The sequence below is a fragment of the Sphingomonas sp. OK281 genome (assembly GCF_900115295.1).
Lineage (GTDB): Bacteria > Pseudomonadota > Alphaproteobacteria > Sphingomonadales > Sphingomonadaceae > Sphingomonas.
Genome location: NZ_FOVZ01000007.1, coordinates 73,047 through 97,136 on the forward strand (window position 1 = coordinate 73,047; position 24,090 = coordinate 97,136).

Here is a 24,090-nt window from a genome sequence, read left to right on the forward strand (position 1 = left end):
CGTCATTCTCCTTGGGGCAATGTCATGATGTCTCGGTACAGCGCAGGTGCGATTACCACGCCGTCCGCCAAGCTGCGGTCGCGCGCGGCGTAGCGGCGCTGCGACGGCAGGCGCGCACCCTGCCCCTCGATCGCATCGAACATCGCCTCCGCGCGCGCCAGATGCTCGGTGACCGCATCGCCGAGGAAACCGACGGGATCGATCGCGACGATCAGTTCACCGCCGATCGGCGATCCACCCCTGCCCCGGTCGGCAGCGATCGACTCCCGGCTGGTCATGTCGCCGATCAGCGGCCCGGCGAGCAGTTCGACCATCGCCGCCAACGCCGATCCCTTGTGGCCGCCGAACGTCCGCATCGCACCCGCCAGCACCGCCTCGGCGTCGGTGGTCGACTGGCCGTTCGCGTCATAGCCCCAGTCGTCGGGCACCGGCTTGCCGGCGCGGCGATGCAGCTCGATCTCGCCGCGCGCCACCGCGCTAGTCGCGAAATCGAACACGAACGGATGCCCGCCCGGCCGCGGCCAGCCGAACGCGATCGGGTTGGTGCCGAACACGGGTTCGGTGCCCCCCGCCGGCGCGACCCAGGCATGGCTGGGGGTGAAGGCGAGCGCGACCAGTCCCTCGCTCGCCAGCGTCTCGACCTCGGGCCACAAGGCTGCGAAATGGACGACGTTGTTGAGCGCCATCGCGGCGATCCCGTAGTTGCGCGCCTTCTCAGCAAGTAGACCCCGCCCCCGCTCGAACGCGAGCTGCGCGAACCCGCCGCCGCCATCGACCTTTACCAGCGCGCGCGCTGGTTCGCTCACCACCGGCACGGCGTCGGTGGCGACGACCCCGCGCGCGATGCTGTTGGCCGCGACCAGCAGCCGGTAGATGCCGTGGCTCGTGCAACCGTCGCGCTCGCCCGCCACCATCGTCTCGGCAACCGCCACGGCATGATCGCGCGACAGCCCGGCGCCGAGCAACACCGCCCGCGCCAGCGTCCGAACCTCGTCGAGCGTCAGGCGAACGCCGCCCGCCTGATCTTCGCTCACGCGACGCTGCCGGGCTTGGTCGTGAACAGGCGAACCCCGAACACCGGCCCCGCGGTCGAGCGATCGCGCGGCACGAAGCGCACCTTGATGCTCGCCTTGCCCTTGGTAAGCCCGATCGGCAGCGGATATTCGATGTCGAAGAACTTGCCGGGCTTGTCGGCTTCGAGATGCTGGGTGGTGATCTTGACGTTGTCGACCAGGATATCGAAATCGCGGCCGCGCTCGTCGCCCCAATAGGTCGCCTGGAGTACCAGCGGTCCCGGCTTGGTCTTCATTGCGAATTCGATGAACCCGCCCGAGCGCGCATCGCGCCCGTTACGCCCGCGATAGCTGACCGGATAGGACAGCTCGGACGTCAGCCCATGATCGCGCTCCGGCTGCATCTCACCCAGATGCATCACGTCGACCGACCGGCCCGCGATGTCGCGCGCCTTGGCCTGTTCGGCAACGAACGCCGTCTCCTCGCTCTTCCACGCAGTCTCGGTGAAACGCTTGAAATACACCGCGCTGCGCCGTTCATACTGGCTGTAGAATGGCACGAAGCCGAGGTCCGCGGGCCGGATCACCCCACGCGTCGCATAGGTGGCGCGCGTCGCGTCGGTCTGGGTGAAGTTGGCGAGCAGGTTTTCGCCGACCATCGCCGGGTCGGCGCTGTCCCACTTGGTCTCGTTGGGCCCGAGATCGGCGGCCATCACCATCGGTCCGCGCAGCACGGCGATGGTATTCTCGTCACCCGGCGTCGCCTCGATCCGCAGGTCGAGCGGCAGCGTGATCGCAACCATGTCGCCCTTCTTCCAGCGCCGGTCGACGATCGCATAGCCCTTGGCGATCACGGGCGTGAACGGTTGGCCGTTGACCGTCACCACCGCCTGCCCGTTCGCCCACTCCGGCACACGCAACGCGATCGGGAAGCGCCCGGGCTTGGCGAGCGCCGTCAGCGTCAGCCGGGATTCCGGCTCGAACGGATAGCGGGTGTCGAGCGTCAGATCAGCGCCGCGCGTCTTCCACTTCGCGTCCGACGGGATGTAGAGATTGACCAGCAGCGTGCCGTCTCCCTCCCAGAAGATCGCCTCGCCGTGCTTGGCATGACTTTCCATGCCAGTGCCGACGCAGCACCAGAACGCATCGTCGTCGGGCGTCGAATAGCCGCGATCGGCTCCGGTCATCAGCGGCGTCATATAGGTGAAGCCGGCGTTCTGCGGGTTCTGCGCGGCCATGATGTGGTTGAGGTGCGTGCGCTCGTAATAGTCGAAGAACGCGCCCTCCGGCTGCCAGCTATACAGCTGCTGGGTGAGCTTGAGCATATTGTAGCTGTTGCAATGCTCGCAGGTCTGCTCGGTGATGTGGGCGGCGATCGTGTCCGGCTCGGAGAAATACTCGCGGTCCGCATTGCCGCCGATCACATAGCTGTGATGCTGGGTGACCGTATTCCAGAAATACCGCGCGGCATTGGCCGGCTCCGGCTTGCCGTTCAGCTCATGGATCCGCGCGAGGCCGATCAGCTTGGGCACCTGCGTATTGGCATGGAAGTTCGCGAGCTTGTCCTGCCCGGCGACAAGCGGATCGAGCACCCGGCGATCGTAGATCCGCTCGGCGATGACGAGCCATTTGCGATCGTTGGTGCGCGCGTACAGTTCGGCGTAGCTTTCGTTGAGGCCGCCATATTCGCAGCTCAGCAGCACCTGCATCTGCTCGTCATTCAACGCGGCGAACACGCGGGCGAAATAGTCGCCCAGCCCGGTCGCGACGGTGAGTGACTGGGGGTTGCCCCATGCCGCGTGAACGTCGAGCAGGCCGGCGAAGACCTTGTGCATCGTATAAAGCGGCGACCACGACCCGTTGAGATCGAACCCGCCGGACTTGATCTCACCGCGCATCACTTCCGCGAAGATCTCCTCGCCGTCGACGATCGTCCCATCCTTACGCTTGCGGCCGAGCGCGCCGACATAGCCAGTGCCGCGCTTGGCCTGCGCGCGCGCCAGTTCGGCGACGATATACTCGGCACGCGTTCGGCATTCGGCGTCGCCGGTCTGCTCGTTCATCTTGACGAGTGCGGTCATGTAATGGCCCAGCGTATGGCCGGCGATCGTGTCGCTTTCCCATCCACCGTATAGCGGCGCCTTGGCGGGCAGGCCGGCATAGACCATGAAATTGTGCATCAGCCGATCCGCGCTCAGCCGCAGCAGATAGGCGCGGTTGACGTCGACCGCGGTCGCGTAGGCGGACGGGCGCAGCCGTACCGCGGTTAGCGGCAAGGGCTTCGCGCGGGCAGGCAAGATTGCACCGCCCACGCCACGAGCGAACGACCCCTCGCCCACCGGCAGCAGCGTTACCGCCGCGATACCCATCATCAATTCTCGGCGAGTGGCCTGCATGTCGATCTCCATCCGAATATCGTATACTAAACTGAGATGTGAATGTTGCAAGCGTACAAACAGACCTATCAACCTTCCAAATCATATACTGTATAATTTGTATTGACGCCTTGCTGATCGTTCGTCAGTTTCCACAGCATCGTAGGGGACAACAATGCAGGCGCATCATCCGGCACGGCCACACCATGCCGCATTCCTGCTGGGAAGCGCGCTTGCTGTGTTCACGTCGGGCGTTCCAGCCGCCGCGAAGACCGTCGCCAAGACTGTTGCCAAACCTGTCCTCGCGACCCCCGCGCCAAAGTCGATAGTCGAGCGCTATGCACTCGCCGACCGCTACCTGCGCGAGAACCTAGACACGCTGATCGCAGACAGAGATTCCGGCGCGACCTTCGTCGCAGAGGGTCGCGGCATCCTGCTTCACCGCAAGATATCGGGCGAAACAACGATCCTGTTCCTCGATCCGGCAACTGGCGAGACCCAGACGGTCTCCACCTTTGCCGCCGTCGCGGGGCTGCTGACACGTGCGATCGGCAAGCCGGTCAGCGCGGAACGACCGGGTCTCGAACGGCTCGACTATGACCCGGCGACGCGGGTGATGACGTTCTCCGCGGGTGGTAAACGCTGGACCCTCGACGGTACGGGAACGCTGGCGGAGGCGAAGACCGGCGACGGGGACGGCACCGACGCGATCTCGCCCGATGGCCGGTTCCGCATCGTCTACCGCGCGTTCAACCTGGTGGCGATCGACGTGAAGAGCGGGCGCGAAGTGCTGCTGACGACCGATGGGACGCGCGACCAGCCCTATGGGCGCGGTATCGCGCCGCTTCCTGAAATCCTGAAACAGGGCACCGAGGATCCGGTCATGCCGGTGTCGGTGCGCTGGTCGCCCGACAGCCGCCGGATCATAACCTGGCGGCTCGATACGCGCGGCGTCCATCCCTTGACGGTGACGCAGGAAAATCCCCCAGGCAGCTTCTACCCACGCAGCTTTTCGTACATCTACCCACTCGCCGGCGCGGAGAAACTGCCGCAGGCGACGCGGATGGTGATCGACGTCGAACAGGCGCTGCGTCGTCGCAAGGCGAGTATCGTGCCGCTCGACATACCGAGCGAGTCCCTCCTCTATCCCGCCGACCCGGACATGGAATGGATCGGCAACACGCCGCGGATCAGCTGGACCGAGCGCGGCTATAAACAGATCGTCGTCTATCAGGCCGACCCGAACACCGGTGCCACGCATGTCGTCGCGCGCGAGGCGATCAAGCCCGTGGTCACGGTCACGTCGAGCGCATTGATGAGCGCCCCAGACATGGGCGGCGAACTGTCGATCTCCGAACGCAGCGGCTGGGCGCAGCTTTATCTGGTGCGTCCCGACGATCCCGATGGCGGCATCCCGCTGACCCGCGGTGCATGGGAAGTGCTGTCGGTCGATCATGTTGCCAAGGACGCGCACAGCCTGCTGATCACCGGGGTCGGTCGCGAACATGATCGCAATCCCTATTACCGCGCGCTCTACCGTGTGACGCTCGACGGCACGCAGCCGGGGCTGCTCACGCCCGAGCCGATCGATCATGATACCAAGGTGTCGGACGACGGTCGATGGATCCTCGACCGGATGTCGAGCCCGACCGTGCCGACCCGCACCGTGCTCCGCGACGGCACCGACGGACACATCGTCTCCGAACTGGCGCATGCCGACCCCAACGCATTGTTCGCGAGCGGCTTTACCGCGCCCGAACCGTTCCGCGGTGTGGCCGCCGACGGCAAGACGCCGCTCTACGGTATGATCCTGCGTCCTGCGAACTTCGATCCCACGCGGCATTATCCGGTGATCGACAATGTCTATACCGGGCCGACCACCACCGACGTCCCGGCCACCTGGGACGACGCTGTGATGGCCAGCGGCAACAGCGTCGCGCAGATCGGTGCGATCGTCGTGATGATCGACGGCCGTGGCACCTCGCGCCGCGGCCAGGTATTCCGCCTTCCCGCCTTTCAAAACCTAGGTGAGGTCGGCCTCGACGATCATATCGCGATGATCCGCCAGATGGCCGCTCGCTATCCCTACATGGATACCGACCGGGTCGGCGTGTTCGGCGGGTCGGCCGGCGGATACGACGCCGCGCGGTTCATCCTGCGCCGGCCGAACTTCTTCAAGGTGGCGGTCGCGTCCTCGGGCAATCACGACCTTCGGCTCGACAAGGCGTGGTGGCCGGAAGTGTCGATGGGCACCGCCGACACCGCGACGTGGGACCGGAATTCGAACATGTCGGTCGCGGCCAACCTGCAGGGCAAGCTGCTGCTGATCCACGGCGACATCGACGACAATGTCCCGATTACCGAGAGTTTCCGGCTCGCCCAGGCGCTGATCCAGGCAAAGCGCGACGTCGATATCGTCGTGCTGCCCAACACCACGCACGCGGTCTACCAGCCGTTCTTCTGGCGCAAGCTGCGCAACTACTTCACCCGCAACCTGCTGGACGAGGCGACGCCGGCCTTGCTGCCGTTATCGCCTTCGCCGCCGCCGGGGGCGCCCGCCGAGCCGCCGCGCGATGCCCCGCCCGCTGCCCCGCCTGCCTCTGTCCCCGCTGCGCCCTCTGCCACTGCGCCCGCCACTCCGATACGATGAGCCCCGCCATGACTCGCTTCCGCAGCCTTACCGCCGCCGCCCTTCTCCTCGCCGGTACGTCGCTCGCGATCCCCACGCTCGGAGCCGCGCGGGCGCAGGAGCAGCAGCCGGCGAAGCGCGTCTATCCGCCGATTGCCGAGACACCGATCCGTACGTCGAGCTTCGATCTGGCGCTGCGGTCGGACACGCAGACGCTGTCGCGGCTGTCCCCCACCGGCGACGCGGCGTTCGATTTCACCCCTGGCGCACGCGAAGCCGAGCGGGCCGGTGACGGCTATGTCCATATCGGCGACATCAACCTGCGGCTGCGCACGCCCGGCGGCGCGTGGACCGACTTCGCCTCCGCGCACCGGCGCCAGCCGATCCGGCTCCTACCCGCGGCCGGGCGGGTCCTCGCCGCCGCCGACATTACCGCGTCGCTGGGTGCCAGTCCGATCAAGGTCGAGCGGCGCTGGATCGACGATCACGGCGTGCTGGCGCTGCGCTTCACGCTGACCAATACCAGCACGCAGCCGATCGAGATCGGCGGCCTCGGCCTGCCGATGATCTTCGACAACATCATTTCGGACCGCGATCTCGAACAGGCGCATGCGCAGGCGAGCTTCGTCGACCCCTATATCGGCCGCGACGCTGGCTATCTCCAGGTCGCGCGGCTGAACGGCAAAGGCCCTGCCCTGCTGGTTCTCCCGGAAAAGGGCACGCCGCTGGAGGCCTATCGCCCGATCATGGAGGTGCGCGGGGCCCGCGACACCGATATGTTCACCGACCGCAGCCCCCGCGGTCAGACCTCCGAAGGGTTTTACGACTGGACCATCGCCAGCAAGGGGTTCGCCGATAAGGAATGGGCGAAGGCCGGCGAACAGTGGAACACGCCGACCAGCTTCACGATGGCACCGGGTAAGAGCCGCACGATCGGCGTGCGCTTCGTCACGTCGCCGTCGATCTCGGCGATCGAGGACACGCTGGTCGCCAACAAGCGCCCGGTCGCGGTCGGCATTCCAGGCTATGTGGTGCCGACCGACCAGGACGCCTCGCTGTTCCTGCGCAGCCCGCAACGCATCGCCAAGGTCGAGAGCCTTCCGGCAGGCGCGCTGACGGCGACCAAGGTGGCGGGAGCCAAGGGCTGGGTGCGCTATGCGGTACGCAGCAGCGGATGGGGGCGCGCGAGCCTCGCGATCACCTATGCCGATGGCAGCGTGCAGACCGTCAGCTATTTCATCACCAAGCCGCTCGACCAGGCGATGGCAGACCTCGGCCGGTTCTCCACGACGCAGCAATGGTACGAGAACAAGGCCGATCCGTTCGGCCGCAACCCCGCGATCCTCACCTATGACCGCGAAGCCGGGAAGATCGTCACGCAGGATCCTCGCGTATGGATCTCGGGCATGAGCGACGAGGGCGGCGGCGGCGGCTGGGTCGCAGCGATGGCCAAGCAGCTCGACAATCCTGACCCGGCAGAAGTTGCCAAGCTCCAGCGGCTGGTCGACGAGACCGTCGAAGGCCGCCTCCAGGTGGCGGACGGCGAGCATGCCGGCGCGGTGCGGAAGAGCATCTTCTATTACGATCCGGTCGAACATCCCGGCTATTACGATGCCGCCACCAACTGGAAGAGCTGGACGTCCTGGTCGAAGAAGGATGCCGGCGATCTCGGCCGCGCCTATAATTATCCGCATGTCGCGATCGGCCACTGGGTGCTCTACCGCGTCGCACGCAACCATCCTGGCATGGTCACTGCGCATCCCTGGCGCTGGTATCTCGACCACGCCTATCAGACCACCGTCGCGATGATGCGCGACGCGCCCTATTATACGCAGTTCGGATTGATGGAAGGCGACGTGTTCGTCGACATCCTGAAGGACCTGAAGCGTGAAGGGCTGACCACCGAGGCGACCGAGATGGAGCGCCTGATGAAGGGGCGCGCCGATCACTGGCGCACACTGACCTATCCGTTCGGCAGTGAAATGGCGTGGGATTCGACCGGCCAGCCCGAAGTCTATGCCTGGATGCGCTATTTCGGCTACCAGCCCCAGGCGGACGAGACCAGGCAGGTGATCCTGGCCTATGATCCGGCGATCCCGAGCTGGGGCTATAACGGTAATGCGCGTCGCTACTGGGATTTCCTGTACGGCGGTAAATATCCGCGGATCGAGCGACAGATCCACCATTACGGATCCGCGCTGAACGCCGTGCCATTGCTCGATGCTTACCGCGCCGATCCGTCCGACCTGCGGCTGTTGCGGATCGCATATGGCGGCGTGATGGGCGGGATTACCAACATCGATCAGCAGGGGTTCTCGTCGGCGGCGTTCCACTCCGCGCCCGACATGATGAAATGGGATCCGTACAGCGGTGATTACGGCATGGGGTTCTACGGCCACGCCGTCACCGCAGCGAGCTATCTGGTGAAAGATGCGACATTCGGCTGGCTCGGCTTCGGCGGCAACGTGAACCAGGCTTCCGGCACCGTCATTACGATCGCGCCGAAGGACGGCGCCCGCAGCCGCCTGTTCGTCGCCCCTGCCGGACTGTGGATCACGCTGACGGCGGGCAAGATCGCCAACGCCGCGTACGACACAGCCACGGGAGCCGTCACGTTGAAGTTGGATCCGGCATCGTCGACGACGCCCGCGGCGCGGATCACACTGGAAACGACGACGGCAGGCGGTCATCCGTACACGGTTCCGGGCGGCCGTATGGAGCGGGGTGAATACACCGTTCCCCTTTCGATGGCGGCGACGGACGTCCAGCTTCAGCCGAACTGAGCGTCACGGTCCATTTTCAGCAGGCACGGAACCACGATATGGCGAACTTCGCGCCCGTAGATCAACAGCCCATCGCCGCACGAACCCTGCTCGGTCATCCGCGTGGCCTGTTCCTGCTGTTCTTCACCGAATTGTGGGAGCGTTTTTCCTATTACGGCATGCGGGCGATTCTGGTCTTCTATCTGACCAAGCATTTCTTGCTTTCGACCGGTTCAGCGTTCGCGATCTACGGCACCTACACGTCGCTTATCTACCTCACCCCGGTGATTGGCGGTTATCTCGCCGACCATTTCCTCGGCGCACGAAAGGCCGTGCTCGTGGGCGGTATCTTCATCGCGATAGGTCATTTGCTGATCGCATTACTCGAAGGTCCGGCCGGGCAGCAGGGGCTGTATCTCAACGGCTTCTACCTAGGGCTCGCGGCGATCGTAATCGGCACGGGCTTCCTCAAGGCCAACATTTCGGTGCTGGTCGGGCAGCTCTATGCGCGCGACGACATCCGCCGCGACCCGGCCTTCTCGATCTTCTACATGGGGATCAATACCGGTGCGTGGCTGGGGCCGATCGTCATCGGCATCCTGGGTGAGACCGTCGGCTGGTCGTACGGGTTCGGCGCCGCGGGGGTCGGCATGCTGATCGGGCTGGGCATCTTCATCCTGTTTCGCCGCGAACTGAACGGAGTAGGGACATTGCCGGAACAGCCGCGCGTATCGGGTGACGCGTCGCGTGGCCGTTCGCACGAGACGTTCATCTATCTGGGGGCGATCGTTGCCATCGGTGTCGTCTGGTACCTGATCCGGTCGCAGGGTGCCGTCGGTGTCCTGCTCGTCGCATTCTCCGCGCTGACCGTGGCGTACATCGTGTATCGATCGGTCTGGACGTTGCCCCCGGTCGAGCGCGACCGTGTCTTCGCGGCGATGTTTCTCATCGCGCTCAGCCCGCTGTTCTGGGCGCTGTTCGAACAGGCTGGCTCGTCGCTCAACGTCTTCACCGACCAGCGGGTCGATCGGACGCTGTTCGGGTGGACCGTGCCGGCCTCCGTCTTCCAGTCAGTAAATTCGGCCTTCATCATCCTGCTCGCGCCGGTGTTCGCCGGCTTGTGGACGTGGCTCGCGCGACGCAGGGCAGAACCATCCGTCCCGCTCAAGTTCGGGATCGGTCTCTGTCTGGTCGGGCTCGGCTTCCTGGTGCTCGTGGGCGGCGTGGCACCTGGCACTGCGCTGACGCCCGCGGTCTTCATCATCCTGCTGTACCTGCTGCACTCGATGGCCGAGTTGTGCTTCTCGCCGATTGGCCTGTCGTCGATGACGCGACTGTCGGTCGGCAGCATGACCGGGCTGATGATGGGCACGTGGTTTCTGGCGACGTCGGCGGGCAACTTCGTCGCCGCGCTGATCGCTCAGGCGACGGGCGGGCAGAACGCAGGCCCCGACACGATCCTGATCGTGTATTCGAGGATCGGCTGGTCCGCGGTGATCGCCGGCGGCCTGGTCGCGCTGGTCAGCCCCTGGGTGGTGCGGTTGATGCACCTCGATGCGCTGACCAGAAGCCCGCCCCCCGCAGCGCGCTAGATCGCCCGACTATCGGCTTGGTGATCCCGCAGCATTCCAATCCGGCAGCGTGTCGCCTGCCAGATTTCGTACGAAAAACGCGAACTGCCGCCGTGCAACATAATCGATCGGCCCGGTCGAACGCCCGACGCTATGCTCGGCGCCCGGCACCACCAGCAGTTCGAAATCCTTGTCCGCGCGGATCAGTGCATTGGCGACCTGCATCGTCGAGGCGGGGTCGACGTTGCTGTCCTGCTCGCCGACGATCATCAGCAACTTGCCCGTCAGTTGCGCGGCATGATCGACGCCGGAAGCTGCCGCATAGCTCGCGTCGACCGGCCAGCCGAGCCACTGTTCGTTCCAGCTGATCTTGTCCATGCGGTTGTCGTAGCACCCGGCATAGGCCACCCCGACCTTGTAGAAATCGCCGTGGAACAACAGCGCGTTCAACGTGCTCTGGCCGCCTGCCGACGCGCCGTAGATGCCGACCCGGCTGACATCGTAGGACGGATCCTTCGCCGCCAGCGCGCGGTGCCACGCGATCCGATCAGGGAAGCCCGAGTCGGCGAGGTTCTTCCAAGCAACGTCCTGAAACGCCTTGGAGCGGTTGGCGGTGCCCATGCCGTCGATCTGCACGACGATGAAGCCGAGATCTGCCTGCTCCTGCATGCCGATCGCCTTGTCGCCACCAGAATGATAGCCGAACGGCCAATATTGCTTGGGCACGAAGCTGTCGTGCGGCCCGGCATAGATGTTCTCGATCACTGGATAGCGCTTGTGCGGATCGTAATTGCGCGGACGAACGACGACGCCCCAAATGTCGGTCTTGCCGTTGCGCCCCTTGGCGACGAACGCTTCGGGCGGTTGAAACCCGGCCGCCCGAAGCGCGCCATCATCGCCCGTGGTGATCGTCGCGATCAATGCACCGTCGCTCACCCGGTGCAGTTCGCTAATCGTCGGCATGTCGATGCGCGAATAGGTATCGACGTACAGATTTCCGTCTGGGGCGAAGCGAGCGTCGTGATCGGCCTTCGCCGGAGTCAGCGCGGTCAGGTGCCGGCCGTCGAAGTCGATCCGGTAGACGTGCCGAAAATACGGGTCCTCGCCCGCGTTCATGCCGCTTGCGGAGAAGGTGACTTGGCGCTTGGCATCGTCGACGGAGATGACGTCGCGCACTACCCATGATCCGGTCGTGATCCGGTTCCTAACTTTCCCGGTGCGGCCGTCGATCAGGTACAGGTGGTTCCAGCCATCGCGTTCAGACGCCCAGACGATCTCGTCGCCGCGACCGCCGACTTCGTGCGCGTATCGGCGATCGGCATAGACGAACGTCTTTGCATCTTCAGTCACGGCGGCGTGCGCAACGCCGGTCTCCGCATCGACCGCGACGATTCGCGCTTGCCCGAACCCACGCCGGACATAGTCGAACGCGACGCTGCGCCCGTCGCTGCGCCAGCGTGGTGCGGAGAGTTCGTAGGGATTGGGGAACAGCGCGTCGACGATCACCGTCTGGCGGCGGGTCGAGACGTCGAACAAAACGGGCTGTTCCTGATCGATCGCATCGCCGGGCTTGGGGTAGAGCTGGCTCTGCAGCTCCGGCTGAAGCTGATCTCGCGGCGACGATTCTACGCGCAATACCCGTCGCTGATACCCCGGCCTGACCCGATAGATCATGATGTGCCGGCTGTCGGGCGACCAGCGCAGCGTCTCCGGATCGTAGAAGTCGCCTGGCGTCCCGTCGACGCTAAACGGAACGACGGCTGCGTTGCCGGTCTCGCGCACGACCAGATTGTCGCCCTGCACGAGCGCCGTCCACTTGCCATCCGGCGATACCTTGGGACTATTCTCAGCCGGTACCGAGATATCGCGCACCACGCCGAAACCGCGCGGGCGGGTTCGGTCGACGGCGGCCTCGCAACGATAGGCGACGATCCCGCACTGCCAGCGCGTCTCGTCCATCGAGAAAGCGATCGCCTTGCCATTGTCGGCATAGTCGAATTCGGCGAACGGCAGGTGCATTGCATCGACCGCCTCGTGTCGGGCGTCGGCCAGTGCCGCCCCAAGCTTGGCCGTATCGAACGCCGGCGACTTGGCGAGCGTCTGCGCGTCCACCGTCTCGAACGCGAACCCGCCCGCCACCGTCTTGCGGTACGAGAAGTGACGCCCGTCCGGGGTCCAGTGCACCGGCCACGCCACCTCGCGCGTCAGATCCTGCCAAGCGGCACGCAGCCCGACCGAGCGCCGGAATGCGGCCTCATCGGGGGCAGCCCGAACCGCTGCGGACGCGCACAGCAAAACCAGCGCGAGTGCCCGCGACGAACGACGTACAATCATCAGATCTCCTTGGTCATGCCGATCATCGGCAGCATCGCCGATGCAAGCCCATCCCCGCGTGCTTCCAGCCGGATGGCCCCCCCCTTGTCGCCGGCCTGCACCAGCGCCATGCACAGCCCGTTGAACGCAGAACGTGACATCGCATGATCCGGCTCGCGACTGCGCGGATCGCCATTGCCGACCCCCAGCAACTTTGCATCGCCCGACAGCGCGAACGTCACCCGATCGGACGCGGTCGCCACCTCGCGCCGTTTCGCATCGAGGACCGCCACGCGGACTATGGCGACCTCGCCCGGTGCCAATTGCCGTCGATCGCTCGACAGCCCGATCCGCGCCGGCGCGTCGGTCGTCTCGCGCACCGCGTGCATCACATGCTTGCCGCCGCGATACCCGTACGCCTCGATTCGCCCAGGTCTGTAGGCCACCTGCCATTCGAGATGCGTGTTCTTCACCACCGTCTGCCGTCCGAGGCTCTGCCCGTTCAGGAACAGCTCGACCGCATCGCAGTTGCTGTGCACCCAGACCGAGACCGGCTGGTCCTCGCGGCCCGCCCAATTCCAGTGCGGAAACAGGTGCAGCACCGGCTCGCCGCTCCACCATGCGCGATAATAATGATAATTGTCCTTCGGAAAGCCGCACAAGTCCATCTGCCCGAAGTTCGAAACGTTCTCGGGCCAGCGTTCGAATGGTGTCGGCTCGCCGCGATAGTCGAAGCCGGTCCAGACGAACCCGCCGGCCAGGAACGGCCGCGCGTCGTAGAAGCTCCACCATGTTTCCGCTGTCGTCGCCCAGCGCGGAAATTCCCGGTCATAGGCCGGCACGAAGCCTGCCTTGTCGACACGTGCATATTCGCCGCGGGTCATCACCGTGCTGCCCGTCTCGGTGCCGATCATCGGCACGTCGAGATGCGCGGCGTGGTACGGATCGATCGCGTCGAGGTAGTAATTGCACCCCATCACGTCGAGCACGCGCGACGCCCCCTCCCCGAACTTGCCGTTGAACGCCTCCGTCACCGGACGCGTCCCATCGAGCTCGTACACCTTGCGCTTCATCGTCTCCGCAATCCGCGCGCCGGTTTCAGTGCCCCGGTGGATTTCTTCGTTGCCAATACTCCACAGAATGATGCTTGGATGATTGCGCCCCTGCCGCACCATGCGATCGAGTTGCCCCAGCCCTTCAGCGTTGCTCGACATCTGCCGGGTCTCGTTCATCAACAGGAGGCCCATCCGGTCGCATGCATCGAGGATCGCGGGTGACGGCGAATGATGCGTCGAGCGATAGGCGTTGCTGCCCATCGCCTTCAGCTGCTCGAGCCGCCAGACATGCAGGCTGTCGGGCACCGCGAAGCCGACGCCGGCGTGATCCTGATGGTTGCAGGTGCCCTTGATCTTGACCGGCTTGCCGTTGAGGAAGAAGCCACGCGACGCGTCGAACCGGATTGTGCGGATGCCGAACCGGCACGTATCGCGATCAGTCACGATGCCGTTGATCAGCAACTCGCTGACCAGTGTGTAGAGATGGGGTGTCTCGAGCCCCCACAGCGCGGGCGCAGCGATATGCGTGTGTTGCGCAGCCGTCGTCTCGGTCCACGCCGCGACGTCCAGCGGATCGGCGAGCAGCACTGCGACCTCGCTCCCAGCAGGATCGATTACGGTCGACCGGACCTGCAGCACGCAGGCCTTGCCGCTGTTCGCGATTTCGGTCGCGACACGGATGTGCGCACCGGCGGCGTCGATCGAACACCGCACGGTTGCGCCCCATCGCCGGATATGCGCAGGCGCGGTCTTGACTAGCCGAACGTCGCGGTAGAGCCCGGCGCCCTCGTACGACCATGCCTCGCCCAGGCTGACGTCGCAACGGACGACGAGGATATTGTCCTCGCTCGGCTTGGCGAAATCGGTGACGTCGATCTCGAACGGCGCATAGCCGCTCTCGTTCGCTCCGACGACGAAGCCGTTAAGAATCACGATGCAATTTCGCGCAACGCCGTCGAACTGCAGCATCAGCCGCCGCCCCGCATCCGCCGTGCCCAGCGCGATCACGCGTCGATACCAGCCGATGCTGGTCGCGGGCCACATCCGCCCGACCGGCTTGAACCCTTGGAACGAACCCGTGCGATCCGCCTCGCTGCCCGCGGGGCCGAATTGCGCGAACGGTAGGTCGACTGCCCAGTCGTGCGGGAGGGTGACCGCCTGCCACCCGGTGTCGTCGAACGTCGGCTCGGCGACCGGCGTCCCGATGTCGCCCGATTTGCCATATGTGTCGTGCGACCGGCCGAAACCGAAATCTCTCATCGGATCGCTCGCATGGCCAAGGTGAAACCGCCATCCCGCGCCAAGCGGCACGACCTCGCGAGGGCCGACCGACGCCAACGGGGCAGTCCGCGCTGCAATGCCCGGTGCACTCGGTGCAATTGCGGCAAACGCCGTCACGCCGCCTGCCTTCAACAGGTCGCGACGATCGAGATCGGTCATAGCGTCATCCCGGTAACCAAGGGCCGGTCGCCGCACCGCGACCGACCCGTTATCGTCAGAAGTTCACCGTAGCGCCGACGAACAGCGTGCGTCCGAGTGTATCGTACACACCTGGATAAGTATTGCCGTTGCCGAACGACGACAGGATGCCCGCCGCGATCGCGGGCGGATCCTTGTCGAAAAGGTTGTTGACGCCCGCCCGCAGCTGGAGCCCTTCCCCGACCGCGACAGTGCCTGCCAGATCGATGTAGTTGTATGCCGAGATTTTCTTGTTGATGACGCTCGGCGTGCCAGCGAGAAACGTGTTGTCAGACAGCGACGACAATTTGACCGAGTCGGTATGGCGCCAAGCCACCGATACCGACGCCCCCTGCGGCATCTGCCACGTCGTCCGCATCGCATGCCGCCACGTCGGGTTCGGCTGGCCGCAGGTATAACCGTACAGCCCCTTGCAGTCGTAGCTGCCAAGACCCGCCAGCGGTTCGGCGGCCTGCTCGATCAGGCGCGCACCGACCATATTGAGATTGAGCTTGCCGAGCGCGCCGATGCCGAACGTGTAATCGGCGGTGATGTCTACTCCGGAGGTCGTCAGTGAACCGGTATTGTACGTCGTCGAGACGATATAGCCGTTGGTGCCGAAGATCGCGCCCGAGCGTGGATCGCGCGTGAACAACGCGCAATAGAACGGATCGCCGCCGGCCACGCACTGGCTGATCGCGAGCGAAGGATCGACCGAGCTGATATAATCCTTCACCTTCACGTGGAAATAATCGACGGTCAGCGTAAGGTTACGCACCATGCGCGGTGTAAGGACGATACCCGCCGTATAGGTATCCGCCTTTTCCGGTTTCAGAGCGACGTTGCCGCCATACTGTGCCGAACAGGTGTCCGACGGGCATTCGATGATGCTGCCATATTGCGCCTGCGTCACGCCGGTCAGGCGGCAGACGTCGAACGATGCGCTCGGCGATGCGCCTGAGCACGGATCCTGTGCGGCGACGTTGCCGATGGACCGTGATCCGAACAGTTCGGCGATGTTGGGTGCGCGGATCGCGCGGTTGTAGCTGAGGCGAAGACGCGCATCCTGCGACGGCGCCCAGCTTGCCTCACCCTTGTAGGTCCAGACGTTGTACTTCGACTTCAGGCCGGTCGATTGCTGGTCGTTGCGATACGCCGAATAGCGAAGGCCACCGTTGATCGTGAGTGCATGCGCGAACGGCAGGTCCTGCAGGACCGGAATTTCGATCTCGCCATACGCCTCGTTGACGGTGATGCGCCCGTCCGAGTCGGTCACGCCACCCTGTTCGGCGACCGCATCCGCCGTATAGTTCAGCGTCTCGCGGCGATGCTCGGCGCCCAGCGCGATGTTGACGCCGCGCTTTGCCCATGGGCTGGTGATGCCGAACGTGCCAAGATCGCCGTTGACGTTCGCGGAGATCACCGTGAGCGCATTGCGCGACGCGGTGTTACTTTCCGAGAAAAGATAGGCCGCCTGCGTATCGGTGATCGCGTTGGGCTGGAACACGTTGACGGGTACGCACGCCGGATCGCTGCCGTCGATCACCGATCGGCAGGTCGGCACGCCGTTGACGTTTACCACGTCGAGCGCGCGCTGCGCCTTCACGTTGTCGACGTTGTTCATGTACGTCTCGTTGAACTTCACCAGCGAATGCAGATAGTTCACGTCATATTGAAAACCGTGGCCGAGGTCGCCGCGGACGCCGGCTGAGTAGCGGTAATCCTGGTGGCGAAGGTCGTCGCGTCGCGACTGCCCATCACCGAGCCGGTATCCGATCAGCGTATCCTGCGTCGCTGCGGTCCCAGCGGACGCTCCGCACAACGACTGTTGTTGCGCCACGCTCATCAGCGGGTTGTTGCAGGGCAAAGTGAAGCTTGTTCCCAGGAACAGCGCGGACGGCGCAACCTGCGAGAAGGTGTGATCCTTCATATACATGAAGCTGCCATAGACTTCGGCGATAGGCGCGATCTCGAACTTGGCAAATCCGCCGCCGATGTAGCGATCGTCGGAGCGCTGGAGGTAGTTGGTCGGCGAGTAGTTATACGCGTAGGCAGACGTATACGGCACCCAGGTCTGCGTACCGTTGATGTTGTTCGTCAGCGTCTTGCTAGCATTCGGGCCGCCAAGCGGAGTGAACGTGCCGTATTGCGTGTTGCTCGATCCACCGCAGATCAGAGCGGAGCCAGCATCGTCCGCTTGGTTCAGCGCGCACGCCGAAACGTCGCGGTTCGCCTGCAATACCGGATCGGTGTGGCGATACCCACCATAGACGGTGACGTTGCCACGACCATCGGCGAAGTTCTTGCCGTAGGCCGCGTTGATATCCTGCTTGCCGCCATCGGCGACGCGGTGCGGTGCGTTGGCATAGCCTCGCGTGGTGATGATGTCGCGCACTGCGCTGTTGTCGTTGGTGTGCACGCCCAGGCCAGACTGCGCGTCGATCCGCAACCCGTCGAGGTGATCCTTCAGCACGAAGTTGACCACCCCCGCCACCGCGTCGGATCCGTACACCGCGGACGCGCCGCCGGTCACCACGTCGACACGGTCGATCAGCGTCGACGGCACGAAGTTCAAGTCCATCGCCTGCTGGGGCAGCAACCGCTGGCCATTAAGCAGGACCAGAGTCCGGTTTGACCCAAGGCTGCGAAGGTTGATGTTGGCCGTGCCGTCCGAACCGTTCGAGACGTTCTCGTTCGCATCCGCCTTGAACTGCGGCAGGCGGTTCAGCACGCTCTCGACGTTGACCGCGCCTTGATATTTGATTTCCTGATCCGTCACGGACGTGATCGGGCTGTTGCTAGCGAGGTCAGGGCGGCGGATGCGAGTGCCTGTCACGACGATGGAGTCATCGCTTGCGGCAGCTGGTGTATCCGCACCGGGTGCCGGTGCAGGCAGAACCTGCGCATAGGCGCCCGAGGATAGCAGCATCGCTAGCACTGCAGTCATGCTGGAACGGTGACGACGTACGCCGACGATATTTTTCATGGATCCCTGGCCCCAACTTTGTGTCGCCCAGCAATCCATCACTAAACATCATTCGTGTCAAATATATTATACGATATTCGATATATTCGCGACCTGCTGGGCGTGCGGACGAAGCGCTCGACGGTATATCACCACCACCGCCTGTAGAATGGCAGTTCGTTAAGGCTGTTCGGCGTCGCACAATCGCTAAGCTTTCCCGGTCCGCTCCATACACTCTCGGCATCAGCTCCGCCGATTCCACAGCGTTTGGCCAAGCCAGTGGACGTACGATCATCGGCGGCCGTATCCTGCTCGGCAACCCGGCCGATTTCCCCGTTACCATCAAGCTCGAAGGCTATCGCATAGTCGCGCCGTCGCGGGTTTCCGGGTGGGGTCATCACGGGGGCAAATCTTGCCTTCACCACGGATGTCTACGGTTGACGGGTTGCTTCGACGAACGGTTCGGTGCCGGAGCCCTTTCATCTTCGCCGAGATTACGCATCTTCTGTTTCATGCAGCGGGACTTGGCATTGCGGTGCGCTATGCCCGTCTGATGGTTGTCCATCATCATCACGGGCGCCGCCAAATCGGTGACGAAACACGATTTTTGGCGAGCTCCAGCTTTGGCGATGGCGCGCTGTACGTCAAGTATCTCGTCTCGAACCAACGTGCCCTCCGTACCATCGTCGAGGATATTCTTGCCGTTCGCTTCGACTGGACACAGCCCGTGAACACACATGCCGGCATCAGGCATTTCTATTGGTTCATGCTGCGCCATAAGGCCCGGGGCTTTTGCTTCTGGTGAACCATCCTCCGGCGAAACGCGTCACGTTTCATCTAATAAGCTCCTCACGCTGCTGATTTTTCCCCATGATACCCATGTTCGAACCATGGGCGGACGTGTGAAGCGGATAGCAGGACTATTGGAGGCGGAGGCGCGGACGATCGCCGCCGAAGACACTGGGCGATGCGGGCTGTGCGAGCGGCCCCTGGGTCGAAAGGTGGAATGGCATCACCGTATCCCAAAAAGCCGGGGTGGTACGGAGGTCATCCCGGTTCATCCGATATGTCACCGTATCATCCATGCCAGCGTATCGAATCAGGATCTGGCAACGACGTTTGCGGACCTCGATGTCTTGAAAGCACGCTCGGATATCAGTCGCTTCCTGCACTGGATCGTCGACAAGCCTGCGGATTTTCACGCCCCCACCCGCCGAGCCGATATCCGGTAAGAGCATCGGCCTCGACGATCGATCGTCATCGGCAACCGACTTTTAAGCCGGCGGCAATTGACGATCGGAATATCGTTCCTTCAGCGACCCGAACGGAAGCGGCCGCCGAAAGAGGAAGGTCGAGCCTATGACGACGCACTGCGCGAATGGCGAAAGGCCAAGAGCGCCGCGTAGATCCCCGCGATCCGTCACCCTCTCGGATACCATCACTGCCAAGCTGTTCGCGATGGGCGCGGGCAGAACGTTTGCCCATTCTCGCTGCTGACGTCGGTCTCGTTGCAGCCGCAGCCTTAAGGCAAACAATTCGCACCATATCGCAGAGCATCAGTGATGGCGATACATCGAGCGGCGTGCGCCACAGGGTTGAAGCCAATGTTCCAAATCCCCTCGGCGGCGCATGTACAGGCACGATCACGAAATCTCCGGCCCGGCCCGGTCACGACCAAATCGCCAGTTGATCCCGTCCGCACGCATGATGCCGCCCACCTGGTGGTCCAACTGCTTTTCGAGCACCGGTCGCCACGGCACGAGCGTGAACTCCCGGCTCTTTTCGACCAGCGCGAACTTGCCGCTGAGCAGATCAACCTGGCGTGCCAGCCGCCCCTCGATCGTATCGCCAGTGCGGGCCTCGACGAACGTCTTGCCCATCTCCTCGGAAAGCTGCCCGGCCACGCGCAGCAACTCGCGCCGCTGGAGGATCGCCAGCGCGTTGGCGCGCAGCCTGACGGCGTCACCATCACGATCCGCCAATTGCTGCTCCACCAGCCACTGCCGACGGACCGTCACGACCGCGCGCACCTCATGCCCGAACCCGGCATCGCGGAGCGGCGTCGGCATGCCCGATTCGAGTTCACGGTCCAGCCACGTTGCGGCATCGATGCGGCCGAGCCGTTCGATGGGTATCGCGGACACAGTCTCGATCGCCATCGGCTGGTCGCGCAGCAAGCGTTGCTCATAGGTCTCAGCGCGATCGACATGATCGGCGGCGATGATCCATGTGCCGTTCAGTTCGCGGTTTACACCTGCGCCCGAGCGACGCATCGCCTCGAGCCGTCGCACATGCGTTTGCGCAAAGGTCTCGGTGGCCGATGGATCGTGGCGAAGATGCAGGTCTACCGAATAGCGCCCCTCATGCGCCGCCGCGATGGCCGCGACAGTGCGATCGGTCTGACGCGCCGCCGCTTCGCGCGGGCTGACACGCACGATCGAGCCTTCCGGCGTCGCACTGGTCGCGTCGCCAAACCCGATATCGACATAATGGACGCGGCCATCGACACCATCGACCATCAGATAATGGCGGTCGCGATGCTCGTCGGAAAAGCCTCGGGTGATGACGCGCCCGACGATCGGCTGTGCGTCGCTGCCAGTGATCACTTGATCCACCCCGGCGCGATCCAAGCGACGACGGGTGAGTTCGCGCTGCATCGTGCGGACGATGTCACCACGCTCGCCCATACGGCGCAGCGTATCGTCCAGACCGTCAGCCAGCCGGTAGCGGCCACCGCCGATATCATCGGCAAGACCCATCGTTTCCAGCCTACGCAACCGGCCCGCCTGGATCGACTGCTGGAACGGGTCACGGTCGGCGGCTACGGCGATCCGATCGGTATCCATGCGCCGAAGCAGGCGGCGGTCGATCGCAGTCAGTCGCTCCTGGCCGACATCGTGGCGCAGTCTCTCTTCGATTTCCCGGTCGGTACGCGGCCCGAGATCGAGCGTGATCAGCTCGGCCGCGCGCTCGCGGAGACCGTGCGCAATATACTCGCGTGCGATGACGAGATTCTGACCACGATCATCGACCCCGCGCAGCATGACATGGGTATGCGGTCGATCGGTATTGAAATGATCGACCGCGACCCAGTCGAGCTTCGTCCCGAGGTCGACCTCGACCTGCGTCATCAGTCGGCGCACATAGGGTTTGAGGTCGGGATATTCCGCGCCATCTTCTGCCGAGACGATGAACCGGAACTGGTGACGATCCCCGTTGCAGCGTTCGAGGAACGCCTTGCCGTCGGCAGAATCACGATCGGATGAATAGAGTTCGCCAGGCGCGCCGTCGCGCGTCACGCCGTCGCGCTGGATGTAGCGAAGATGAGCCTGCGCCGTTGCCATGCCCTTGGTGCCCAGTCGCACCAGTCGCGTCTTGACCACCGCGCGGCGCGACCGGAATCCGGCGAGCCGATCGCGACTGGAGAGAAGCCGGCCAACGCTTGCCCCACGCCCGATCCGACTGCCATCGAAACGGCGACCCTGCACGCCGGTCTTTGCGCCTGCCAGTCGGGCTGCGACGACGACGCGACCGACATAGTTGGCGGTACGCTTGCCGCCCTCGCCGCGCATGCGGCCAAGGTGGGGTTCGAACGGATCGTCGATCATGAGGACAATGCTCGATCTGGAACCAGAGTCTCGCAATTTTCGGCCAGAAATGGCTGAATTTGGCCATTCGCCGTACGCGCGTCTCCTATCGTCAGCCCCATGTCTCGCGATAAAACGATGTGCAGACAAAGACTTGAGGCCTGTCGCGAGACAGTGCCTTTATCTTGTTTTCCCCGCCCCCCTTCCCAGACCGCCTTCCGACGCGCGAAGAGAGCGGGGACACGATGCCTGTCCGGCACCGCATCCCGGCCTGAACGATCATGCCGATCACGCATCCGCGAACGCCCTGCGTGCGTCATTCGCCCGACGGAAGGCCTGCTTGCCTGTCATGTCGTGCGCGTTTCCATCGCCATCGACGATCATCACCGCCACGAACAACACGCCGTTGAACGTGCCGAGAATACGCACGCAGTACAGCTCTAGTCCGTGGTCATCCGCACTTTCATAGGTGCCGATCCAGCGTTCCTGCACCCTCGCCTGCCAATGAAAATCGCTCGGTTCCGCATCGAAATAGCGATGCGCCAACGCCGCGCCGGCGCCCCGTCCGAACTCGATGTCGAGCGCCGACACCAGCGCTGCCATCGTGCGATCCGATGCGACCGAGATGGGATGAACCATGGTCATGATAGCCTTCTTCTTCGTCATCCCCCGATCGAGGACGTGTTCCGCAAGACGGGCGGCGGGGCGGTTGTCAGGGCCGCGAAACGCAGTGAAGCGCCGCGCCAGCGGCGACGGAGGAACCGACTTTCTCGCGTTGGCAACACACAGGAACGTGCGCAGCGCGCTCCTTCCGCGGCAAAATTGGAAGGGGCCGCCGGTCTTGAGAACCGCTCGGCCGTCCGTCAGCATAGGACGACCCGAGACGAGCCCTTCCCCCGCCCGCGCTCATGGCACGACAGCCCGAACCGCGAAGAGCGATGGTTGCGACACGCCATCTGCCGTCGGTTCAGGACCCGCAGAGCCAGCATGACGGATCGCGAACAGGCTCGGCGGCGGCGGCAGGGCTGTTGGCGCCAAACGCAGCGGATCGCCCCCACTGACCGTGTCGAGGTAGGCGATCGTCTCGCGCGGCAACGCCGTCCGACCGGCGAGATAGGCAGCATAGCGGCGTGGCCCGGCGTTATAGGCTGCGAACAGCCCGGGATAGCCGAACCGGTCGTACATCAGCCGCAGATAGAGCGTGCCGGCGAGGATATTGTCGCAAGGGTTGTCGGGATCGATACCAAGACCGAGCCGAGCGCGCATCTCAGCCCAGGTCTCAGGCATGAGCTGCATCAGGCCGATCGCGCCTGCGCGACTGCGGATCGGCCGGCCACCGAGCGTGGTCCTGCCGCCACTTTCGGCGCGCATGACACGTTCGATCCAGCGCATCGGCACGCCGAACCGGGTCGATGCAGACGCGATACAGGACCGCCAGCGATCGACGTCGTGCGCGTGCGCGTGCGCGTGCGCGTGCGCGTGCGCCGGTGGGACTGTCAGCGTGCCTGTGGCAAGGACGAACCGGGTCAGCGCGCCCATAGCAAGCGCGCCTTCCCGATCACGTCCTCGCCGTCGGTGGACCCAAAATAGCGCCCGTCGAACGACGCTGGATTGTCGGTCATCAGCAGGAAGAGCTGGTGTCGCCTGAGGCGAACACAGCCGCTCCACCACGGCATCGCGCGGCCGTGTCTGTCGACGACGCGGCGCTGTGCGATCCAGCGCCCGTTGAGGAATATGGTCTCGCCCAGCGCGCAAATCTCGTCCCCGGCAGAGGCCACGACATGCTTCACCAGCGGGACATTGGCGGGGAGATAATGGCGGACGGCTGCGAGCATCCGGTACCGCGCAGGCAACCGTGCGATCACCATGTCGCCGCGGTTAACCGGTGCGCCGGGGGTCACGGCATAGAGTCCGATCGGGGCGCTGCCACTTGCGTTCCAGACAAGGCGCGGCAGCGGCGGCGCGACGATCGTGAGGCCGAGCGTCACGATCCCGACGGTGCTGACGACGACCCACCGCCTGCGTTTGCGATGCTTCAGGCGCGCTGCGCGCACGGCGTCGTCCCAGGCGAACAGCGGCGCATCGGACGCACGGGCGGTGCGCTTAGCCATGCTGCAGCTCCCGTGTCGCCTGCTCCGCCGACCAGGCGTCGAGGTCGTCAATATGATATTGGACGAAGCGGCAGTGGCGGCGGAAGATCGGTCCCTGACCCTTGACGCGCAACCGTTTCAGCAGCCGACTCGAGATCTTGAGATAGGCCGCTGCCTGATCGGTGTTGAGAAAGGGTGAGCCGCGTTTGGCGCGGTTCGCCCGTTCGATCGTATCGTCGCTGTCCATCGTGCGTACCTCCAAGCGACGGCGG

At 64.3% G+C, this 24,090-nt stretch carries 15 protein-coding genes; 4 read left to right on the top strand and 11 right to left on the bottom strand.

Going from position 1 to position 24,090, the window contains the following annotated elements:
- Nucleotides 1-2: 2 nt before the first annotated feature.
- The gene (locus tag BM244_RS19875; protein ID WP_093400656.1) at nt 3-1,034 is read right to left on the bottom strand and encodes an Ldh family oxidoreductase; all 1,032 of its coding nucleotides are present in this window, start codon (nt 1,032-1,034) and stop codon (nt 3-5) included.
- A complete protein-coding gene (locus tag BM244_RS19880) occupies nt 1,031-3,409 on the bottom strand; it encodes a glycoside hydrolase family 127 protein (protein ID WP_093400711.1) in 2,379 nt (792 codons plus the stop codon). The genes BM244_RS19875 and BM244_RS19880 overlap by 4 nt, the downstream gene beginning before the upstream one ends.
- Nucleotides 3,410-3,563: 154 nt before the next feature.
- Here BM244_RS19880 and BM244_RS19885 point away from each other — a divergent pair, with 154 nt between their 5' ends.
- Genes BM244_RS19885 through BM244_RS19895 form a run of 3 tightly spaced genes read left to right on the top strand, consistent with a single transcriptional unit; the run spans nt 3,564 to nt 10,371 of the window.
- A complete protein-coding gene (locus tag BM244_RS19885) occupies nt 3,564-6,038 on the top strand; it encodes a S9 family peptidase (RefSeq protein WP_093400657.1) in 2,475 nt (824 codons plus the stop codon).
- An 8-nt stretch (nt 6,039-6,046) separates the two neighbouring features.
- A complete protein-coding gene (locus BM244_RS19890; RefSeq protein WP_093400658.1) occupies nt 6,047-8,800 on the top strand; it encodes a DUF5695 domain-containing protein in 2,754 nt (917 codons plus the stop codon).
- Nucleotides 8,801-8,838: 38 nt separating this feature from the next.
- Complete coding sequence (locus BM244_RS19895) at nt 8,839-10,371, top strand: peptide MFS transporter (RefSeq protein WP_093400659.1); 1,533 nt, start codon at nt 8,839-8,841, stop codon at nt 10,369-10,371.
- A gap of 9 nt (nt 10,372-10,380) precedes the next feature.
- Here BM244_RS19895 and BM244_RS19900 read toward each other — a convergent pair whose 3' ends face one another.
- The 4 genes from BM244_RS19900 to BM244_RS22795 form a co-directional block, all read right to left on the bottom strand.
- Nucleotides 10,381-12,684: a DPP IV N-terminal domain-containing protein gene (locus BM244_RS19900; RefSeq protein WP_093400660.1), complete on the bottom strand. Its 2,304-nt coding sequence runs from the start codon at nt 12,682-12,684 to the stop codon at nt 10,381-10,383.
- Nucleotides 12,684-15,158, bottom strand: a complete 2,475-nt coding sequence (galA, locus tag BM244_RS19905; protein WP_093400661.1) for a beta-galactosidase GalA — start codon at nt 15,156-15,158, stop codon at nt 12,684-12,686. The genes BM244_RS19900 and galA overlap by 1 nt, the downstream gene beginning before the upstream one ends.
- A 55-nt stretch (nt 15,159-15,213) precedes the next feature.
- Complete coding sequence (locus BM244_RS19910; protein WP_254784641.1) at nt 15,214-18,123, bottom strand: TonB-dependent receptor domain-containing protein; 2,910 nt, start codon at nt 18,121-18,123, stop codon at nt 15,214-15,216.
- Nucleotides 18,124-18,559: 436 nt separating this feature from the next.
- Complete coding sequence (locus BM244_RS22795; protein WP_139226985.1) at nt 18,560-18,919, bottom strand: hypothetical protein; 360 nt, start codon at nt 18,917-18,919, stop codon at nt 18,560-18,562.
- Between the two features lie 112 nt (nt 18,920-19,031).
- On the opposite strand from BM244_RS22795, the gene BM244_RS19920 reads away from it, so the two are divergent.
- Entirely contained in the window at nt 19,032-19,373 is a 342-nt protein-coding gene (locus tag BM244_RS19920) for an HNH endonuclease (protein WP_254784642.1), read from the top strand.
- A gap of 411 nt (nt 19,374-19,784) precedes the next feature.
- Here the strand turns inward: BM244_RS19920 and rlxS are convergent, their stop codons facing one another.
- The 5 genes from rlxS to BM244_RS19945 all read right to left on the bottom strand — a co-directional run bounded on the left by rlxS (nt 19,785) and on the right by BM244_RS19945 (nt 24,065).
- Entirely contained in the window at nt 19,785-21,749 is a 1,965-nt protein-coding gene (rlxS, locus tag BM244_RS19925; RefSeq protein ID WP_093400663.1) for a relaxase/mobilization nuclease RlxS, read from the bottom strand.
- A 267-nt stretch (nt 21,750-22,016) separates the two neighbouring features.
- Complete coding sequence (locus BM244_RS23670) at nt 22,017-22,598, bottom strand: hypothetical protein (RefSeq protein ID WP_254784643.1); 582 nt, start codon at nt 22,596-22,598, stop codon at nt 22,017-22,019.
- A 36-nt stretch (nt 22,599-22,634) separates the two neighbouring features.
- Nucleotides 22,635-23,267 (bottom strand): lytic transglycosylase domain-containing protein, encoded by a 633-nt coding sequence (locus BM244_RS19935; RefSeq protein ID WP_093400664.1) that lies wholly within the window; start codon nt 23,265-23,267, stop codon nt 22,635-22,637.
- Nucleotides 23,255-23,839: a S26 family signal peptidase gene (locus BM244_RS19940; protein ID WP_093400665.1), complete on the bottom strand. Its 585-nt coding sequence runs from the start codon at nt 23,837-23,839 to the stop codon at nt 23,255-23,257. The genes BM244_RS19935 and BM244_RS19940 overlap by 13 nt, the downstream gene beginning before the upstream one ends.
- A complete protein-coding gene (locus BM244_RS19945) occupies nt 23,832-24,065 on the bottom strand; it encodes a helix-turn-helix domain-containing protein (RefSeq protein ID WP_093400715.1) in 234 nt (77 codons plus the stop codon). The genes BM244_RS19940 and BM244_RS19945 overlap by 8 nt, the downstream gene beginning before the upstream one ends.
- Between the last annotated feature and the right edge of the window lie 25 nt (nt 24,066-24,090).

Excerpts from the sequence above, each read along its gene's own strand:
- BM244_RS19880 (WP_093400711.1), bottom strand. The coding sequence starts at position 3,409 with ATGCAGGCCACTCGCCGAGAATTGATGATGGGTATCGCGGCGGTAACG.
- BM244_RS19885 (WP_093400657.1), top strand. The coding sequence starts at position 3,564 with ATGCAGGCGCATCATCCGGCACGGCCACACCATGCCGCATTCCTGCTG.
- BM244_RS19890 (WP_093400658.1), top strand. The coding sequence starts at position 6,047 with ATGACTCGCTTCCGCAGCCTTACCGCCGCCGCCCTTCTCCTCGCCGGT.
- BM244_RS19895 (WP_093400659.1), top strand. The coding sequence starts at position 8,839 with ATGGCGAACTTCGCGCCCGTAGATCAACAGCCCATCGCCGCACGAACC.
- BM244_RS19900 (WP_093400660.1), bottom strand. The coding sequence starts at position 12,684 with ATGATTGTACGTCGTTCGTCGCGGGCACTCGCGCTGGTTTTGCTGTGC.
- galA (WP_093400661.1), bottom strand. The coding sequence starts at position 15,158 with ATGACCGATCTCGATCGTCGCGACCTGTTGAAGGCAGGCGGCGTGACG.
- BM244_RS19910 (WP_254784641.1), bottom strand. The coding sequence starts at position 18,123 with ATGACTGCAGTGCTAGCGATGCTGCTATCCTCGGGCGCCTATGCGCAG.
- BM244_RS22795 (WP_139226985.1), bottom strand. The coding sequence starts at position 18,919 with ATGGCGCAGCATGAACCAATAGAAATGCCTGATGCCGGCATGTGTGTT.
- BM244_RS19920 (WP_254784642.1), top strand. The coding sequence starts at position 19,032 with ATGGGCGGACGTGTGAAGCGGATAGCAGGACTATTGGAGGCGGAGGCG.
- rlxS (WP_093400663.1), bottom strand. The coding sequence starts at position 21,749 with ATGATCGACGATCCGTTCGAACCCCACCTTGGCCGCATGCGCGGCGAG.
- BM244_RS23670 (WP_254784643.1), bottom strand. The coding sequence starts at position 22,598 with ATGCTGACGGACGGCCGAGCGGTTCTCAAGACCGGCGGCCCCTTCCAA.
- BM244_RS19935 (WP_093400664.1), bottom strand. The coding sequence starts at position 23,267 with ATGGGCGCGCTGACCCGGTTCGTCCTTGCCACAGGCACGCTGACAGTC.
- BM244_RS19940 (WP_093400665.1), bottom strand. The coding sequence starts at position 23,839 with ATGGCTAAGCGCACCGCCCGTGCGTCCGATGCGCCGCTGTTCGCCTGG.
- BM244_RS19945 (WP_093400715.1), bottom strand. The coding sequence starts at position 24,065 with ATGGACAGCGACGATACGATCGAACGGGCGAACCGCGCCAAACGCGGC.